We start from the raw sequence: 16,594 nt of genomic DNA on the forward strand, positions 1-16,594 counted from the left end.
GGGAAAACCCACCCCAAAATGGCTTTGGGGCTAGGCAAAGCCTAGGGTTTTCGTGGGGTGATTTTTCTTTTTTGGAGAATACAAGCGATATCGGTCTTGATAAGTTGAGTTTTATATATTAATATATTAATATATAAATATTAAAATAATGATTAAGAGGTGGAAGTTAATATGAAGCAGGATATAAAAATATATAAATTAGAAAGTGAAGTTGTGCTTGCGATTGATAGGATGGCAAAAGAACATGGGATGAGTCGTAATAAATATTTAATCGGTATTTTAAAGAATCATGTGATAGCTGGAGAAATAAAAGAGGTCGAGGAACGCTATGTGAATTTAATCAAAACGAACATGGAAGTTATACAGCATAACTCTGAGACATTAGAGATGTTGAAACAGGAGATTTTGATGGAGAAATATTTAGAAGAAGAATGGAGAAGAGCTAATGAAAGTTAAACCTTTTAGATTGGAAGAGGAAGATGAGAAAATAATTCAGAAAGTGCAAGAAGAACAAGGACTAAAAAGTGAGGCGGCAGCATTGCGGTATATTTTACGGCAATATAGTAAAAATGAAAAAACTGTTAATGGAATATCAATGGAAGTGTTTCGGAAAATGGAAGAAATGCAAGAACTGACATTGGATATTTTAAATACAATTTTAATAGATAGTAGATTTGATGTGTGTTATCCAGTAAGCGAGGAGGAATCAGAAGTTCTTATTAAATTAAAAGATCATAGAAAGAAAAAGTTAGCTAATTTGAAGCAGAAAAAAGATTACAAAAATAAAAAGAAAGGGGTTTAAGAGAAGGGGACAAAAATGTCCCCTAAGCAGAGAAGAACAGAGGGGGACAAAAATGTCCCCTAAGAAGAGAAGAACAGAGGGGGACAAAGTTGTTCCCTAGATAGAGAAGAGCTGGAGGGGGACAAAATTGTCCCCTAGATAGAGAAGAGCCAGAGGGGGACAAAAATGTCCCCTAAGAAGAGAAGAACTGGAGGGGGACAAAATTGTCCCCTAAGCAGGGAAGAAACAGAGGGGGACAAAAATGTCCCCTAAGAAGAGAAGAACTGAGGGGGGACAAAAATGTCCCCTAAGCAGAGAAGAGCCGGAGGGGGACAAAAATGTCCCCTAGATAGAGAAGAGTCAGAGGGGGACAAAAATGTCCCCTAAGCAGAGAAGAACAGAGGGGGACAAAAATGTCCCCTAGATAGAGAAGAGCCGGAGGGGGACAAAATTGTCCCCTAAGCAGGGAAGAAACAGAGGGGGACAAAATTGTCCCCTAGATAGAGAAGAACTGGAGGGGGACAAAATTGTCCCCTAAGCAGGGAAGAAACAGAGGGGGACAAAAATGTCCCCTAAGAAGAGAAGAACTGGAGGGGGACAAAAATGTCCCCTAAGAAGAGAAGAACAGAGGGGGACAAAAATGTCCCCTAAGAAGAGAAGAACTGAGGGGGGACAAAGTTGTCCCCTAGATAGAGAAGAGCCGGAGGGGGACAAAATTGTCCCCTAAGCAGAGAAAAACCAGAGGGGACAAAAATGTCCCCTAGATAGAGAAGAGCCGGAGGGGGACAAAATTGTCCCCTAGATAGAGAAGAGCCAGAGGGGGACAAAAATGTCCCCTAGATAGAGAAGAACTGGAGGGGGACAAAATTGTCCCCTAAGCAGGGAAGAAACAGAGGGGGACAAAAATGTCCCCTAAGAAGAGAAGAACTGAGGGGGGACAAAAATGTCCCCTAAGCAGAGAAGAACAGAGGGGGACAAAATTGTCCCCTAAGAAGAGAAGAACTGGAGGGGGACAAAATTGTCCCCTAAGCAGGGGAGAGACAGAGGGGGACAAAATTGTCCCCTAAGAAGAGAAGAACTGAAGGGGGACAAAATTGTCCCCTAAGCAGAGAAAAACCAGAGGGGACAAAATTGTCCCCTAAGAAGAGAAGAACTGGAGGGGGACAAAAATGTCCCCTAGATAGAGAAGAGCCGGAGGGGGACAACTTTGTCCCCTAAGCAGAGAAAAACCAGAGGGGACAAAAATGTCCCCTAAGAAGAGAAGAACTGGAGGGGACAAAAATGTCCCCTAAGAAGAGAAGAACTGGAGGGGGACAAAAATGTCCCCTAAGCAGAGAAGAACAGAGGGGGACAAAAATGTCCCCTAAGAAGAGAAGAACTGGAGGGGACAAAAATGTCCCCTAAGAAGAGAAGAACTGGAGGGGGACAAAAATGTCCCCTAAGAAGAGAAGAACAGAGGGGGACAAAAATGTCCCCTAAGAAGAGAAGAACTGGAGGGGACAAAAATGTCCCCTAAGAAGAGAAGAACTGAAGGGGGACAAAGTTGTCCCCTAGATAGAGAAGAACCAGAGGGGGACAAAATTGTCCCCTAAGAAGAGAAGAACTGGAGGGGGACAAAATTGTCTCCTAAGCAGGGAAGAAAAAGAGGGGGACAAAAATGTCCCCTAAACAGAGAAAGACAAAAATGTTTCCGGAAAAGGAGGTATAAGGTTGGGAGATATAAAGGCAGGAGTTACTTTTATGCAAGATTTTTGTAGACCTAAAAGTGAGATTTTTTCGGGGTATATAGATTATTTGGCTCGGGAGGAGGCACAAAGAAATGATGCAATACAAACCTTTAATCTGTTTAATGATTATATGGGAAATCCAGAAAAATCAACAGGACTGTTTACCAACGAAAAAGATAACTTAACTCATTCTGAAAAAAGAGCATTAAAAGATATTTTTCAAACAGCTCAGGATAATGAGAGTGTTATGTGGCAGACGGTTATATCTTTTGACAATCGGTGGTTGGAACAAAATGGGATATATGATTCTCAAAAGCAAATTTTGGATGAACAAAAATTAAAAGAAGTAACCCGTCTTGCAGTGAACCGATTATTAAAAAGTGAAGGCTTAGAACATGCTGTATGGAGTGCCGGTATCCATTACAATACAGACAATTTGCATGTGCATATTGCGACAGTAGAGCCGTACCCGATGCGGGAAAAAATGATGTACAATGGGAAAAAAGAGGTACGAGGAAAATTTAAGCTTCAGAATATCAATAATTGTAAAAGTGCCGTTGTAAATGAAATTATGAGAACGAAAGATATTAATCTACAAATCAATAACATTATCCGGAAAGATATTATTGCTTCAGCAGAAAGTAGAAATTTTCGAGAGAATCCGGTTATCCGGGAACAGTTTTTGAAACTATTTGAAAATTTACAGGGAGTTCCTAAGCATAAACAAAATTATAATAGCTATGCAATAAAACCACTTCGGGAACAAATAGATGGCATTAGTGAGGCTTATATACAAAAGTATTGTAAAGAGGAATATAAAAAGTTTACAGAAATTTTGCAAAGGCAAAGTAAATTATATGCGGAGGCATATGGCGGAGGGAATTGGGAGGATTTTGAACAGACGAAAAAAGAAGATCTATATAGGCGCATGGGAAATTTCGTGTTGCGTGAAATGAGGGCATATGAGGTTGGCATTTCAAAAAAAGAAACTTCATTTGAACTTGAAAAAACATATTTGGGTAGCGGATACAGAGAAGAAAAAGTAAAGATTACAGAAAACTTGAAAGAAGATATGATTTTAAAGGAGCCGGATTTGCTACAACAAGAAGAATCGAATATAGAAACCTTAGAAGTTCAACAGACAGAACAAATATTTGAAAAGGCTGGGAACTTATTTGAAAAAAGTTCTCAGCAAAATAAATCAGCAGGGTCATATATGGACTATTTCAAGGAGTGGAAAGATCTTCAAGAACAGATTGATTTTGCAAAAGAAAAAAATTCGGCAGATATGCTTGAAAAAAAATATCAGGATAATCCATTTGTGATGTACTTCATTGGAGAGATAACAATGTATGGCAGAGGAACAGAAATTGATTTAGAGAAATCCCAAGAATGTTTTCAAAAATCTTTACAGATGTTTGAACAGGCAGAGCCTTATATTAAGGGAAGTGAAACCAATTCATTTGATCTGAAGAGCTATGTACAGTACCGAATCGGGAAACAGTATAAGAGAGGATGGGGAACAGAAAAAGATGTTCAAGAGGCAATCCAGTGGTTTGAAAATTCAGACACAGATTATGCAAGATATGCATTAGGAAATATTTACTATCGTGGAGATGATGTGGAACAAGATTACGAAAAAGCATTTCAGATATTTCAGGGGATTTCAAATTCACCATTTGCAGAACAGAAGAAAGCAGTAATGTATGAATGTGGACAGGGAACAGAAATAAACTTAGGAGCAGCGGAAAATAGTTATAAAAATGCTTTTGATGGATTCCTATCTATGGATAGAAAATTGGAAGGAGATCCGCTATCACAATATCAGATTGGAAAGATGTTGTATACTGGAAAGGGATGTGAACAAAACACAGAAAAAGCAATTTCATATTTAGAAAAATCAGCAGAAGGAAAAAATGTTCCGGCACAGTTGTTGCTGAGTCAGATTTATATTAAATACGACATAAGAGAAAAGTTGCCAATTGCACTTGGGTATCTGACAGAACTGGCAGAGAAAGGAGATAATGAAATCGCCCAGTATGCATTGGGAAAACTTTTCATATCGGATGAAAAATTAAAAGATATCAATAAAGGAGTAGGATATTTAAAAGCTGCAGAAGAAAAAGGAAATACATACGCAAAAATTCTTTTGGGGAAAGTGTATCTTGATTTAGATAGTGGAATATATGATGTGGAACAAGGCGTAAGATATCTGAGAGAATTAGTGGAAGCGGGAAATGAATATGCTTGCTATTATCTTGGAAAAGAGTATGTGAGAAAAGAATCTCCATACTACAATGAAGCAAAAGGAGTCCAATATTTAGAAAGAGCGAAAGAGCAAGGGAATGATAGGGCAAAGTATTTTGTTGGTAAAATTTATTTAGATAAAATAAGTTCAGAATATAGTCCCGAACTTGGGCTGCAGTATATGACAGAGCTAGCAGAATCAGGAAATGAATATGCGCAGCTGAAACTTGGTTTTGAGTATTTGAAGGGGGAAAATGTGGAAAGGAATATATTTTCATCGTACAATTATTTTTCGCAGGCGGCAGCACAGGGAAATCAATTAGCGGAAAATATGATGCTGGATCTTTCTACTGAGAGGACAAAGCGACGGATGGGAAGCCCATTGGGGGAACTAGATAAAGCATTGATGCAACTAAATAAATCTTTCCGGACAGAAATGATACAGAGCATGAAAAACATACGTGAGTACAATTTGGAGCAGGAATATGTGTTGGATGAAATCAGTCTATGATTTTATTAGGGGACAAATTTGTCCCCTAAAGAATTTCCTCAAAAAAGAAAAATGAATGTGCATTGTATATTACAATTTATTGAAAAAGAATGAAAGTTATAATATAATATAAATATAGAAAAGAGAGACATTCAAAGGAGGAAATTAGAATGAAAGTAGTAGGATTTTTAAATAACAAAGGTGGAGTAGGTAAAACAGGAAGTATAACAACATTGGCACATATGATTGCAACTGAATATAAAAGAAAAGTATTAGTTGTAGATATCGACCCACAGGCGAATACAAGTCAGCTTTTTGGTTTTAGTGGGGATGAACAGGAATATTCGTTGACAGAACTTCTCAATGGGGGAGTGTATCCAGTAGAGAACACGGTGGAAGATATTCTTCTTGATTCAGAAAAGGATATTAGGGATTGTATTTACGAGACAGAATATGAGAATTTGTTTATAGTACCATCCTATATCACTTTATCAAGCGTAGAAAATCAATTGCTCGGAAATGTTACAATGCCACAGCAATTCCGTTTAAAAAAACAATTGGATAAAGTAAAAGACGAATTTGATTTGTGCATGATTGATTGTGGACCGAGTGTATCACTGTTAAATGTAAATGCATTGGCAGCCTGTGATGGAATTTATATTCCATCTCGATGTGATAAGGATTCAAGAGTAGGTGTTGCAAATATTATTCGCTTGATGAAAACAGTACAGGAGTATACTCAAAGGCTTGAGTTGAAAGGCGTCTTTCTCACACAATATGACATGAGAAAAAATATCTGCAAAGATGCAGAAAAAGATTGTGAGGAAGCCCTTGGAGATATATTTTTAAAAGATTGTTCAATTCCAATATGCACAAAAATGGAACAGACAGGCTTGAAACAGAAACCGTTACTTGTATTAGATGCATACGGAAAAGCTACGCAACAATACAAAAAGTTAGCAGAATATATATTGAATAATTAGAAAATTCAGAAAATAATTATTATTATTTGCAGAGAGTAGAAAGTGTATGTTATAATACATTATTATAGAATCTGAAAAGAAATCATAGAATATAAAAACACGGATGAGGTGAAAGTAATATGAGTAAATTTAAGCGAAAAGGAGAAGAGGAATTGCAAGTCGGAGCTGGACTATTAAGTCCAGTTTCAAAAACAGCAGATGTATCTAGTTATGAAGTTGTAAATATAGATATGGACTTAATTGCTCCGAATGAAAAGAATGACTTTTCAATAGATGAATTGGATGAGCTGGCGGAACTTATTGTAATGTCAGATGGGATTTTACAGCCATTGATTTTATTGCCTGAGAGAAATGAGCAGGGGATGTATATACTAACGACTGGTGAAAGAAGATGGAGAGCGGCGAAGTTATTAAAGGAACAGGGGAGATACCCAGTGAAGTATAAGAATACTGTACCGTGTATTTTCCGAGACCCAAAAGATATTGAATTACCGTTGTCCAATGATACAAAAGAATTATTTTCCATAATGGTTACAAACCAATATCGTCATAAAAAAGAAGCAGATCAATTAATGGAAGTAAAAAACTGGACACGTATTTTTCAAGAACTTAAGGATAATGGCGAGGAGTATATTCCGGAACAATTGGCTCTTTTGGCTGGAACAGCGAGATATGGGGAAAATGGAGAATATGAACCAGAACGTCTTGTGGGTCAGAAAATGAAAACTTTAGTATCTGCACATGTTGGAATTTCAGAAGGTAAAGTACAGCAGATTAATAAAGTGGAAAAAAATGCAAGTGATGAACTGATGGATAAATTGCTGAACAATGAGGTGTCATTTGCTGCGGCAGAAAAAATGTTGGAGATGCCAAAGGAAGAACAAAATAAATTACTGGAAGAAACAACAGGAGAAAAGATTGAAGTTAAGGAAGTCGAAAAAAGAATAGAGGAGATTGAAAAAAAGAAAATTATTTCGAAAAAACAGGTAGAGTGTGATTTAAAAAAGATTTTGGAACGATGTTCACAGGAAGTCGAACTCGGCAGCAAAGAATATAAAAAATATCTGAATGCCTTAAATCAGCTTGAAAGAGTGTTATGGTAGAAAATTTAAGATGAGGTAGAGGACAGCAGAGCGTGGTCTTAAGTGCCAGCGCTCCGACCTCATGAATAATTTCTCCTCTACTAATAAATACACTTTACTTGATAAAAACTAACGCTGTTTTGTAAAAAAATTAAAAATGAGGGAAAGTAATGAAAAAAACATCATTTAGAGTTACCAAAGCAACTTTGGAACTGGAAAACGCATTGATTCAAAAAATGGATATTCCACGTACTACATTTCATAGACGGATGATAGACTATTACTTAGAGTACGATCGTACTGTAAAACCACAGCTACTGATCAGAAAAATGACAGACCCGAATTATATTCAAAAAGATGAAATGGAACAGATATATTTGGATGAAAAGAGGGAACAGCTACTGTTAGAAGTGGCGGAGGAACAAGCTAGAGTTCATCAAAAAAAGTGTGGAATAAATATAGTGCTTTTTCAGGCATTATTGACATACTGTGTAGTGATGGCTCCGGTGGTATTGGAATAGGAGATTTGATAAGACAAAGGGAGTGAAAATGGGATACAAAAGAATACACTGGGAAGATAGGCTGAAAATAGAAGTTCTTGTAAAAGCTGGACATAATACAACAAGGATAGCAGAGTTACTTGGCAAGCACCGTACATCTATAGCGAGAGAATTAAAGAGAGGGGCATATGTGCATAGGAATTCCGATTGGACAGAAGAGATCAGATACAGTCCGGATCTTGCAGAAGAAAAGAATCAGAAACAATTAAGACAAAAAGGAAGAGATATAAAGCTTGGGAAAGATTATGAACTTGCTGAGTATTTGGAAGAAAATATCATAAAGAAGAAATACTCTCCCTACGCAGTAATCCAAAAAATGAAACAGGATGGGAAAAAGTTTAGTATAAGCATTTGCAGAGCAACGATTTATAATTATATTAAAAAAGGCATTTTCTTAAACTTAACAGAAAAAGAGCTGCCATTAGGCGGACAAGTCAAACAAAAAAGGAAAAGCCATAGAAGACGCAAGAGAGCAAGTGCGGGAATGAGTATAGAAGAGAGACCAAAGGAGATTGAGACAAGAGAAGAGTTTGGTCACTGGGAAATGGATACGGTTGTCGGGAAACAGGGAATTTCTAAAAAATCGTTTTTGGTTCTTACAGAGCGAAAAACAAGAAAAGAGATTATAGAAATCCTAAAGGAGCATACAGCGAAAGAAGTGGTGCGTATTTTAGATAAGATTGAACGGAAGTGGGGAGCAGCATTTAAACAAGTATTTAAAAGTATTACGGTTGATAATGGAAGTGAATTTTCAGATGCGGAAGGATTAAAAAGAGCACGGAGGGGGAAGAAAACGAGAACAGAGGTGTTCTATTGCCATCCCTACAGCAGTTACGAGCGAGGAAGTAATGAAAATCAAAATCGACTAATCCGCAGACACGTCCCCAAAGGAACGGACTTGGATACAATCAGTAAAAGGGATGTAAAAGAAATTGAAAAATGGATAAATGAGTACCCGAGGGCACTTTTTGGCGGAAGGTCTTCTGATATGCTGTTTCAAGATGAGTTAAACAGGCTTGCGTTATAGCGGAAGAAATGAAGAGTGTATTTTTACCCGAGCTATGTTTTATGATATAGCTCGGGTAAGAGTACGAAAATAAAAAATAGTATAAATATATTTAGTGAGATTTTTTTGAGCAAAGCGACAACAAAGTGTCAAAACAAACAAAAACAAGCGGATGCATTTGTGCAAAATGTAGAAATGCATTTTTTGATAAGTTTGGTGAGCGTTGAGTGTTGACATTTACAATCGGAATAGAAAGAGAAAATGGTACTTGACATAAGCCCATAATAATAATATAATAAATCAGTATGAAAACAGAGGAAACAGTTTACACCAAAGCCCCGGAGTGGACTGATTCTAATAGAAAGAAGATATTAACTTGATAAAAATTATTAGGAGGTCACCCAATGAAAACTTACATGGCTAATCCAGACAAGATTGAAAGAAAATGGTATGTAGTTGATGCAGAAGGATGCACATTAGGACGCTTAACTTCTGAGATCGCTAAAGTTTTAAGAGGAAAAAATAAACCGGAATATACACCACACATCGATACAGGTGATTACGTAGTTGTAATCAACGCTGAAAAAATTAAAGTAACAGGTAAAAAATTAGATCAGAAAATCTACTATCATCACTCAGACTATGTAGGAGGAATGAAAGAGACTACATTAAGAGAAATGATGGCTAAGAAACCTGAAAAAGTAATTGAACTTGCAGTTAAAGGAATGCTTCCAAAAGGACCTTTGGGAAGAAGTATGATCAAAAAATTACACGTATACGCTGGACCAGAGCACGAACAACAAGCTCAGAAACCAGAAGTATTAACATTTTAAGGAAAGGTTGAAAGGAGGAAGTTATAATGGCTAATGCAAAATTCTACGGAACAGGAAGAAGAAAAAAATCAATCGCAAGAGTATATTTAGTACCTGGAACAGGTAAAATTACAATAAACAAAAGAGATATTGATGAATATCTTGGATTAGAGACATTAAAAGTTGTAGTTCGTCAGCCACTCGTTGCTACAGAGACAGTTGACAAATTCGACGTATTAGTAAACGTACACGGTGGAGGATACACAGGACAGGCTGGAGCTATCCGTCACGGTATCGCAAGAGCTTTACTTCAAGCTGATGCTGATTACAGACCAGTTCTTAAGAAAGCAGGATACTTAACACGTGATCCACGTATGAAAGAACGTAAGAAATACGGACTTAAAGCAGCTCGTAGAGCACCACAGTTCTCAAAACGTTAATCATACGTTTTTGGAACGTACAATTTCAGAAAAGAATTTTAAACCTCTCAGGGAGAATTCCTTGGGAGGTTTATATTTTGATAAAATTGTAGAATTATATTGATTTTTTAGGAGAAATTGCATATACTTATTATAGACAAAGGATTGTCTTAGGTGAGTTTCTACCATAAAGTGGAAACCTAAAAAAGTAGGTGAGTCTCCACCATAAAGAGAGAACCTGAAAAAGAGGCGAGTGATGTCGTCTCTTTTTTTGACAAATGAGGAAAAATGAAATTTTATAATATCAAAGATGAATACATCAATTATTTGAAAAAATATGATGCAAAAGTTGCAGATAATAAAAAGGGAAAGCGGCCGTATGTAGGTGTAGTGCTTGAGATTGAGGGGATAAAATATTATACTCCATTTACATTGCCCAAAGAAAAGCATCGTAAAATGAAGAACACAAAAGATTTTAGGAAAATTAATCAGGGAATATATGGTGCAATTAATTTTAATAATATGATACCGGTTGTGGATTCGGCATTGCTTCTTATTGATATTGATGCAATGGAAGATTCAAAATATCAGCGTTTGCTTCAAAATCAATACAAGTGTATTAAAGCTGACCGAGAACAAATTCAGTTGACGGCAAAAAGATTAAGGGATACCCTTTTTAAGAAAAATGAACAATTGAATGGCAATGATAGGCGAATAAAGGAAAGATGTTGTGATTTGTCATTGTTGGAGGAGGTTTCGAAACATTATGACAACCATTAGCAAAAAAGAAGTACATAAATTTTTAGATAAGCATCCGGATATACCTTTCTCAGCAGCTAAATTTGAATATAGTTTATACCTTGAGCCTGAAGCGGTTGAATATGCCAATGCGATTTCAGAAAAAATATTAGGTGAGTCTGAAGAGGATTTGCATTCAAAAAGAATGATTGAACAAGCAGAAACAACAGAAGAACTGTTGAAATTGATGCGAAAGCCTTTATCGGGCGGAAACAGAAGAAGGTTAAGAAGAAAAGAAAGAATATGCCAATATTCGGAATGAATATTTAAAATCTATGTTGTGCTTAGTAATTGGGTTTCGAGGAGATGTAGAAATGATTCCGTTTTTGATGAAAGAAACAGAACGTCTGGAAAGAATGTATCCCCAAGAAACATATGCACAAGGTCCGATACTTGCTATTCAGGAACTTGCTGTCAGATTTCTTAGTTGAAATTTATGAGGGTGGTGAGGAGTAACGAGAAGTCCTGTGTTTGTAACGTGTTTGCAACACCACATTCCAAGAACCCAGTAAAATCAAGCGTTCCCAGTTACCAAAACGTTAATTTCAAGGTTATCAGAGCACACAAAAACCACCCTGATACTTTGAACGGTTGGTGTGCTATCCGTCAAGAGGACAATGAAAAATAACAAATTTTTCTTCCGTCAGCCAGTAACTGGCTGGCGGTATTTTCATGCCACCTGTAATGCAAGTTTATGAAATGCCATAGGGGCATGATATGTAACTTGCGTTGCAGACGTCGGTTATCATAGTAATCAATAGTAGACATCACAAGTGCATTATACATTGTCATTATGGCAACTGATTTTATAACTAACAATTCTACGATCATACAAATTCAGAAGAACTATAATAAGGCATATGAGATTGTAGCAGAGCACAAAGAGAACGTGTTCTGGAAAAACTTTATACGAAAGTACAGCTGGTAAACGAAAGAGAGAAAGATCAGAACCATCGTCGCGGATTCGGAAATCGGTATGCAAGATAGTATTATAGTAAAATCAAAAATTATATTTTATTATATCACCTGGCGTACATTCCAGCACAAAACAGAGACGAGCAAGTATGTCAGAAAAAGGAACAATTGTGTTTGGCAATTGTTCCTTTTTCTGTTGCAATATTCTAAACAGTTCCATTAACCAGATCGGCAATTGTTATATGAAAGAAATAATCATGTACAAGATTGTCGAATTTTTTCCACATAGGCAACGTTTTACAGTGGGAGCTTCTGGAACAAGTTTTCGTATCGGGAGCCAGGCAGGCTACCGGTGTAAGGCTGCCTTCCATCAATTCTAAAATTTCTCCTACATTATATTCTTCAGGGCTGGCAGTTAGTCGGTAACCACCGCCTTTTCCGCTGATTCCGGTTAACAATCCTTTCCCGACAAGTATTTTTACAATCTGCTGAAGATATTTTTCTGATATTCCCTGTCTTTTTGCAATTTCTTTCAAGGGAACATATGTGGTTGTATCTTGTTCAGCCAAATCAATCAGTACGCGTAGGGCATAGCGCCCTTTGGTTGAGATCATAAAGAAACCTCCTTTCTTTTACCTATTATATCACTAGGTGTATCATTTTTAAAGAAAAAACAAATAACCTATTGACATAGTAGGTGAATGGGTGTAATATTACAACAACGAATTTGAGTAGACTATGATTAAGGAGGCGAGTGCAGTGAAAATTTATAACATTACTGTAAATAATATGATGTGTTTCTGTCGAATGATTTTTTCCCGGGCATTTTTATATGGCCAGGTGTTTCGACATACATTGCTGTGCGCCTGTAAAGAACATTTAGATTAAATGTTACATATGCCATTTTGTCCGGGAGTTGAAAGACTCCCGTTTTTTTTCGCTCAATTTCGGAAAATGTAAAAGCACAATAAGAGAAAGAGAGGATATTTATTATGAGAAAGAAGTTTTTGAAAAAAATCAGTACAGTAGGTCTTGCAGCGGTGGCGGCAGTCGGATTATTAGCAGGATGCGGAAAGACAGACCAGTCGTCAAAATCATCAAAAACAATCTATAGAACAGTGGATGAGATTAAGAAAAGCGGTACCATCAATATAGGCGTATTTTCAGATAAAGCTCCATTTGGGTATGTAGATGAAAATGGAGAGTATCAAGGATACGATATTTATTTTGCCGAAAGACTTGGAAAGGATCTCGGGGTAAAGATTAACTATGTATCTACCGAGGCGGCGAACCGTATTGAGTATCTGCAGACTGGGAAGGTTGATGTGATTCTTGCAAACTTTACAGTGACAGATGAAAGAGCAGAAGAAGTTGATTTTGCTTTGCCATACATGAATGTTTCTCTTGGTGTGGTGTCGCATAAGGAGCATGTGATAACTGACCTGAGTCAGGTTGGTGCGGATGAACAGGTGATTGTAATTTCGGGAACTACAGCAGAGACTTATCTGACGAAGAATTATCCGGATATTAAATTACAGAAATTTGATACATATGCAGCAGCAAAAAGTGCATTTGAGAATGGAACCGGAGTTGCATGGGCGAATGACAACACAGAAGTTATAGCATTTGCGAAAGAAAATGAAGGGTATACCATTGGAATTGACTCACTTGGAAGTTCGGATACGATTGCACCGGCTGTTACAAAAGGAAACACCTCTCTGTTAGACTGGCTGAACGAAGAAATAGAGACATTGGGAAAAGAGAAATTTTTCCATAAAGATTATGAGGAAACGCTTGCGGATGCTTATGGATTTGATTACGAAGATACGCTGGTAGTAGAAAGTGGTGTTGTGGAGAGCAACTAACGGAAGGAGATAAAATCAAAGAATGAATTGGGAAGCAATGAAATCATACCTTCCGCTATATGAGAAGGCTTGTATATTAACTTTAAAGATTGGTTGGATTGGTATTTTGTTTGCGATTGTAATTGGTTTGTTCTGTGCTTTGATTCGGCATTATAAAGTGCCGGTTCTTAGCACGATCGCAGGGGGATATATCGAATTTTTCCGGAATACTCCATTGCTGGTACAGCTGTTTTTTCTGTATTTTGGTTTGCCGAAATTGGGAATATCCATTGGAGCAGAATTTTGCGGAGTGTTAGGATTGGCGCTTTTGGGCGGCGCATATATGGCGGAAGCTTTTCGAAGCGGTTTAGAGTCCGTAGAACAAATCCAGATGGAAAGCGCGCTTTCGCTGGGAATGAGCAGGCAGCAGGCGGTGAGGCATATTATTCTCCCGCAGGCGATTTCAATCAGTGTACCGGCATTTGTCGCAAATATCATATTTTTGCTGAAGGAGACGAGTGTGTTTTCAGCAATCAGTTTGATGGACTTGATGTTTACAGCAAAAGACTTGATAGGCTTGTATTATAAAACAACGGAATGCCTTGTGCTGCTTGTGATTTTTTATCTCATTATTTTATTGCCGGTATCCCTTATTGGGAGCATTGTAGAAAGGAAGGTGCGTTATGCAGGATTTGGGGTTTGATGTTTTGCTAAAAGGATCTAACATGCAGCGTCTTCTAATAGGGCTTTGGACCTCTTTGCGAATCAGCTTGATAGCAGTTGTGATTAGTATTTTTCTCGGCTTGATAGTGGGAGTTTTAATGACAAGGAAAAATATAATTCTCAAGGTGTTCACCCGTGTTTATTTAGAAATTGTAAGAATTATGCCTCAGCTGGTATTACTTTTTATTGTTTTCTTTGGAGCGACCAGAGTGTTTGGAATCGATATTGAGGCAGAAAAAGCATCTATTATTGTATTTAGTTTTTGGGGAACAGCGGAAATGGCGGATCTTGTACGCGGTGCATTGATCAGCATTCCAAAACACCAATATGAGAGTGCAAAAGCATTGGGGATGAGTGAGCTGCAAATCTATTTACATATTGTAATGCCGCAGACATTGCGAAGATTAATTCCACTGTCCATGAATCTCATCACAAGAATGATCAAGACAACTAGCTTGATTATGATGATCGGGGTGGTCGAAGTCTTAAAAGTTGGTCAGCAGATTATTGAGGCGAACCGTACTTCGTCTCCAAATGCGGCATTTGGTGTTTTTGCAGCGGTGTTTGTCTTATACTTTATTGCATGCTGGCCGATCAGTATGTTTTCAAAATACTTGGAAAGGAAATGGGTATAATATGGCGGAAGAATTAATAAAAATAGAGCAGGTTACAAAGAAATACAATGAAAATGTTATTTTCGAGAATTTGTCATTATCTATTCGAAGAGGAGAGGTTGTAGTGATTGTTGGTCCTTCCGGATGCGGGAAAAGCACCCTTCTTCGGTGTATGAATGGGCTGGAGCCTATCGAAAAGGGAACAATCAGTTATTGTGGAGAAACCGTAGATGGCAGATCTAAAAATATTATGGAGATTCGTCAGAAAGTGGGGATGGTGTTCCAAAGCTATGAGCTTTTCCCGCATAAGACAATCCTTCAAAATATCACATTGGCGCCAAAATTGGTGCAGAGTCGTAATAAGCAGGAGACAGAGGCAGAAGCATTGGAACTTTTAAAACGGGTCGGGCTGGAAGAGAAGAAAGACAGCTATCCACGTCAACTTTCCGGAGGACAGAAACAGCGTGTTGCAATTGTGCGGGCTCTTTGCATGCATCCGGAAGTGCTTTTATTTGATGAGGTGACAGCGGCACTGGATCCGGAGATGGTGCGGGAGGTGCTTGAGGTACTTTTGGATCTCGCAAAACAGGGGCGTACGATGGTCATCGTGACGCATGAAATGTCTTTTGCAAAGGCAATAGCAGATCGTGTAATCTTTTTAGATAAAGGAATCATTGTGGAGGAAGGAAAAGCAGAAGAGTTTTTAGAACACCCAAAAACAGAGCGGGCACAGAGATTTCTTCATACATTTACATACGAAAAAGTGAAAAAATAATTGTGAAGAGAAGTTACAATCCTGCCGGCAGTTGCCAGCATTACATAAACGTGATAAGATATCAATAAGAGAACAATCATTTACTTGAGTTATCGTTGCGGATTTCCAACATAGAACCACCCTTATACCTTTGCGGTTAGGGTGGAATTTTCTATGTCTGCAAAATTTCAGGATAATTTCTTGCGGGCGGTTGTTTCTTTTGAAAATAGAAAAATCCAGCTAGGAGTGGTGAGTGTGTATAATCAATTGACACAAAAAGATATTGATGCAATGAAAGCGGAGATAGAACATCGAAAAGTCGTGGTGCGAAAAGAACTGTTGGAAGATGTGAAAGAGGCGAGAGCCCATGGTGATCTGAGTGAAAATTTTGAATACCATGCTGCGAAGAAAGAAAAAAACAGGAACGAAAGCAGAATACGGTATTTGGAAAGAATGATAAAGACAGCGGAAGTGATCAGTGATGAATCAAAAGACGATGAAATCGGACTGAACAAGATTGTGGAGTTGTATTTTGAAGACGAAGATGATGTAGAGACATATAAAATTGTGACGACTGTGCGTGGAAATTCTCTTCAGGGACTTGTAAGTACAGAGTCTCCGATTGGAAAAGCATTGCTCGGCCACAAGGTAGGGGACAAAGTGTGGATTCCGATCAACGCTAATGCAGGATACTATGTAGTTGTGAAGTCAATCAAAATAGCGGATCCGGATGAGGAAGATAAGCTGAGAAGTTTTTAATTAAATTGGAAATGCGGACAGTATTTTGTGATTGATTAAAAGTGACACATAAATATGCGGTGCACATATAATGGTATATA

At 37.7% G+C, this 16,594-nt stretch carries 20 protein-coding genes; 18 read left to right on the forward strand and 2 right to left on the reverse strand.

The window, feature by feature from the left end; genetic code table 11:
* Positions 1-171 precede the first annotated feature (171 nt).
* The 13 genes from AC6I5B_RS02685 to AC6I5B_RS02745 all read left to right on the forward strand — a co-directional run bounded on the left by AC6I5B_RS02685 (position 172) and on the right by AC6I5B_RS02745 (position 11,167).
* A complete protein-coding gene (locus AC6I5B_RS02685; protein ID WP_004613500.1) occupies positions 172-456 on the forward strand; it encodes a hypothetical protein in 285 nt (94 codons plus the stop codon).
* The gene (locus AC6I5B_RS02690) at positions 446-802 is read left to right on the forward strand and encodes a hypothetical protein (RefSeq protein WP_004613499.1); all 357 of its coding nucleotides are present in this window, start codon (positions 446-448) and stop codon (positions 800-802) included. The genes AC6I5B_RS02685 and AC6I5B_RS02690 overlap by 11 nt, the downstream gene beginning before the upstream one ends.
* 544 nt (positions 803-1,346) lie before the next feature.
* Entirely contained in the window at positions 1,347-1,508 is a 162-nt protein-coding gene (locus tag AC6I5B_RS02695) for a hypothetical protein (RefSeq protein ID WP_497773584.1), read from the forward strand.
* A 666-nt stretch (positions 1,509-2,174) separates the two neighbouring features.
* Positions 2,175-2,297 carry a hypothetical protein gene (locus AC6I5B_RS02700; protein ID WP_497773585.1) on the forward strand — a complete coding sequence of 41 codons (123 nt, stop codon included), beginning with the start codon at positions 2,175-2,177 and terminating at the stop codon, positions 2,295-2,297.
* A 194-nt stretch (positions 2,298-2,491) separates the two neighbouring features.
* Positions 2,492-5,266, forward strand: coding sequence for a MobP2 family relaxase (mobP2, locus tag AC6I5B_RS02705; protein ID WP_270651206.1), 2,775 nt, complete (start codon positions 2,492-2,494; stop codon positions 5,264-5,266).
* A gap of 149 nt (positions 5,267-5,415) precedes the next feature.
* Positions 5,416-6,228 carry a ParA family protein gene (locus AC6I5B_RS02710; protein ID WP_270651207.1) on the forward strand — a complete coding sequence of 271 codons (813 nt, stop codon included), beginning with the start codon at positions 5,416-5,418 and terminating at the stop codon, positions 6,226-6,228.
* Positions 6,229-6,347: 119 nt separating this feature from the next.
* On the forward strand, positions 6,348-7,331 hold the full coding sequence (locus AC6I5B_RS02715) for a ParB/RepB/Spo0J family partition protein (RefSeq protein ID WP_497773586.1): 984 nt from the start codon (positions 6,348-6,350) through the stop codon (positions 7,329-7,331).
* Positions 7,332-7,480: 149 nt separating this feature from the next.
* Complete coding sequence (locus AC6I5B_RS02720; RefSeq protein WP_004611197.1) at positions 7,481-7,831, forward strand: hypothetical protein; 351 nt, start codon at positions 7,481-7,483, stop codon at positions 7,829-7,831.
* A gap of 28 nt (positions 7,832-7,859) precedes the next feature.
* A complete protein-coding gene (locus tag AC6I5B_RS02725; protein WP_004611196.1) occupies positions 7,860-8,897 on the forward strand; it encodes an IS30 family transposase in 1,038 nt (345 codons plus the stop codon).
* A 383-nt stretch (positions 8,898-9,280) separates the two neighbouring features.
* Positions 9,281-9,709 carry a 50S ribosomal protein L13 gene (gene rplM, locus AC6I5B_RS02730; protein WP_004612069.1) on the forward strand — a complete coding sequence of 143 codons (429 nt, stop codon included), beginning with the start codon at positions 9,281-9,283 and terminating at the stop codon, positions 9,707-9,709.
* Positions 9,710-9,735: 26 nt separating this feature from the next.
* Positions 9,736-10,128: a 30S ribosomal protein S9 gene (gene rpsI, locus AC6I5B_RS02735; RefSeq protein ID WP_004612070.1), complete on the forward strand. Its 393-nt coding sequence runs from the start codon at positions 9,736-9,738 to the stop codon at positions 10,126-10,128.
* A 267-nt stretch (positions 10,129-10,395) separates the two neighbouring features.
* Positions 10,396-10,887: a type III toxin-antitoxin system ToxN/AbiQ family toxin gene (locus AC6I5B_RS02740; protein WP_008788867.1), complete on the forward strand. Its 492-nt coding sequence runs from the start codon at positions 10,396-10,398 to the stop codon at positions 10,885-10,887.
* Positions 10,874-11,167 carry a hypothetical protein gene (locus AC6I5B_RS02745; protein WP_008788868.1) on the forward strand — a complete coding sequence of 98 codons (294 nt, stop codon included), beginning with the start codon at positions 10,874-10,876 and terminating at the stop codon, positions 11,165-11,167. The genes AC6I5B_RS02740 and AC6I5B_RS02745 overlap by 14 nt, the downstream gene beginning before the upstream one ends.
* Positions 11,168-11,905: 738 nt before the next feature.
* Here AC6I5B_RS02745 and AC6I5B_RS02750 read toward each other — a convergent pair.
* Together AC6I5B_RS02750 and AC6I5B_RS02755 are read right to left on the reverse strand one after the other, a co-directional pair.
* Positions 11,906-12,040 (reverse strand): helix-turn-helix domain-containing protein, encoded by a 135-nt coding sequence (locus AC6I5B_RS02750; protein ID WP_004612075.1) that lies wholly within the window; start codon positions 12,038-12,040, stop codon positions 11,906-11,908.
* Positions 12,027-12,434, reverse strand: a complete 408-nt coding sequence (locus AC6I5B_RS02755) for an RrF2 family transcriptional regulator (protein WP_004612076.1) — start codon at positions 12,432-12,434, stop codon at positions 12,027-12,029. Before AC6I5B_RS02755 ends, AC6I5B_RS02750 begins: the two co-directional genes overlap by 14 nt.
* Before the next feature lie 378 nt (positions 12,435-12,812).
* Here AC6I5B_RS02755 and AC6I5B_RS02760 point away from each other — a divergent pair, with 378 nt between their 5' ends.
* The 5 genes from AC6I5B_RS02760 to AC6I5B_RS02780 all read left to right on the forward strand — a co-directional run bounded on the left by AC6I5B_RS02760 (position 12,813) and on the right by AC6I5B_RS02780 (position 16,514).
* Positions 12,813-13,685: a transporter substrate-binding domain-containing protein gene (locus AC6I5B_RS02760; protein ID WP_497773587.1), complete on the forward strand. Its 873-nt coding sequence runs from the start codon at positions 12,813-12,815 to the stop codon at positions 13,683-13,685.
* A 22-nt stretch (positions 13,686-13,707) separates the two neighbouring features.
* Positions 13,708-14,367 (forward strand): amino acid ABC transporter permease, encoded by a 660-nt coding sequence (locus tag AC6I5B_RS02765; protein ID WP_004612079.1) that lies wholly within the window; start codon positions 13,708-13,710, stop codon positions 14,365-14,367.
* Positions 14,348-15,022, forward strand: coding sequence for an amino acid ABC transporter permease (locus tag AC6I5B_RS02770; RefSeq protein WP_004612080.1), 675 nt, complete (start codon positions 14,348-14,350; stop codon positions 15,020-15,022). The genes AC6I5B_RS02765 and AC6I5B_RS02770 overlap by 20 nt, the downstream gene beginning before the upstream one ends.
* Before the next feature lies 1 nt (position 15,023).
* On the forward strand, positions 15,024-15,776 hold the full coding sequence (locus AC6I5B_RS02775) for an amino acid ABC transporter ATP-binding protein (protein WP_022250125.1): 753 nt from the start codon (positions 15,024-15,026) through the stop codon (positions 15,774-15,776).
* Between the two features lie 234 nt (positions 15,777-16,010).
* Positions 16,011-16,514, forward strand: a complete 504-nt coding sequence (locus AC6I5B_RS02780) for a GreA/GreB family elongation factor (protein WP_029158218.1) — start codon at positions 16,011-16,013, stop codon at positions 16,512-16,514.
* The last annotated feature ends 80 nt before the right edge of the window (positions 16,515-16,594 follow it).

The sequence above is a fragment of the Faecalimonas nexilis genome, assembly GCF_059731825.1.

Excerpts from the sequence above, each read along its gene's own strand:
- AC6I5B_RS02685 (WP_004613500.1), top strand. The coding sequence starts at position 172 with ATGAAGCAGGATATAAAAATATATAAATTAGAAAGTGAAGTTGTGCTT.
- AC6I5B_RS02690 (WP_004613499.1), top strand. The coding sequence starts at position 446 with ATGAAAGTTAAACCTTTTAGATTGGAAGAGGAAGATGAGAAAATAATT.
- AC6I5B_RS02695 (WP_497773584.1), top strand. The coding sequence starts at position 1,347 with ATGTCCCCTAAGAAGAGAAGAACTGGAGGGGGACAAAAATGTCCCCTA.
- AC6I5B_RS02700 (WP_497773585.1), top strand. The coding sequence starts at position 2,175 with ATGTCCCCTAAGAAGAGAAGAACTGGAGGGGGACAAAAATGTCCCCTA.
- AC6I5B_RS02710 (WP_270651207.1), top strand. The coding sequence starts at position 5,416 with ATGAAAGTAGTAGGATTTTTAAATAACAAAGGTGGAGTAGGTAAAACA.
- AC6I5B_RS02715 (WP_497773586.1), top strand. The coding sequence starts at position 6,348 with ATGAGTAAATTTAAGCGAAAAGGAGAAGAGGAATTGCAAGTCGGAGCT.
- AC6I5B_RS02720 (WP_004611197.1), top strand. The coding sequence starts at position 7,481 with ATGAAAAAAACATCATTTAGAGTTACCAAAGCAACTTTGGAACTGGAA.
- AC6I5B_RS02725 (WP_004611196.1), top strand. The coding sequence starts at position 7,860 with ATGGGATACAAAAGAATACACTGGGAAGATAGGCTGAAAATAGAAGTT.
- rplM (WP_004612069.1), top strand. The coding sequence starts at position 9,281 with ATGAAAACTTACATGGCTAATCCAGACAAGATTGAAAGAAAATGGTAT.
- rpsI (WP_004612070.1), top strand. The coding sequence starts at position 9,736 with ATGGCTAATGCAAAATTCTACGGAACAGGAAGAAGAAAAAAATCAATC.
- AC6I5B_RS02740 (WP_008788867.1), top strand. The coding sequence starts at position 10,396 with ATGAAATTTTATAATATCAAAGATGAATACATCAATTATTTGAAAAAA.
- AC6I5B_RS02745 (WP_008788868.1), top strand. The coding sequence starts at position 10,874 with ATGACAACCATTAGCAAAAAAGAAGTACATAAATTTTTAGATAAGCAT.
- AC6I5B_RS02750 (WP_004612075.1), bottom strand. The coding sequence starts at position 12,040 with ATGGAACTGTTTAGAATATTGCAACAGAAAAAGGAACAATTGCCAAAC.
- AC6I5B_RS02755 (WP_004612076.1), bottom strand. The coding sequence starts at position 12,434 with ATGATCTCAACCAAAGGGCGCTATGCCCTACGCGTACTGATTGATTTG.
- AC6I5B_RS02760 (WP_497773587.1), top strand. The coding sequence starts at position 12,813 with ATGAGAAAGAAGTTTTTGAAAAAAATCAGTACAGTAGGTCTTGCAGCG.
- AC6I5B_RS02765 (WP_004612079.1), top strand. The coding sequence starts at position 13,708 with ATGAATTGGGAAGCAATGAAATCATACCTTCCGCTATATGAGAAGGCT.
- AC6I5B_RS02770 (WP_004612080.1), top strand. The coding sequence starts at position 14,348 with ATGCAGGATTTGGGGTTTGATGTTTTGCTAAAAGGATCTAACATGCAG.
- AC6I5B_RS02775 (WP_022250125.1), top strand. The coding sequence starts at position 15,024 with ATGGCGGAAGAATTAATAAAAATAGAGCAGGTTACAAAGAAATACAAT.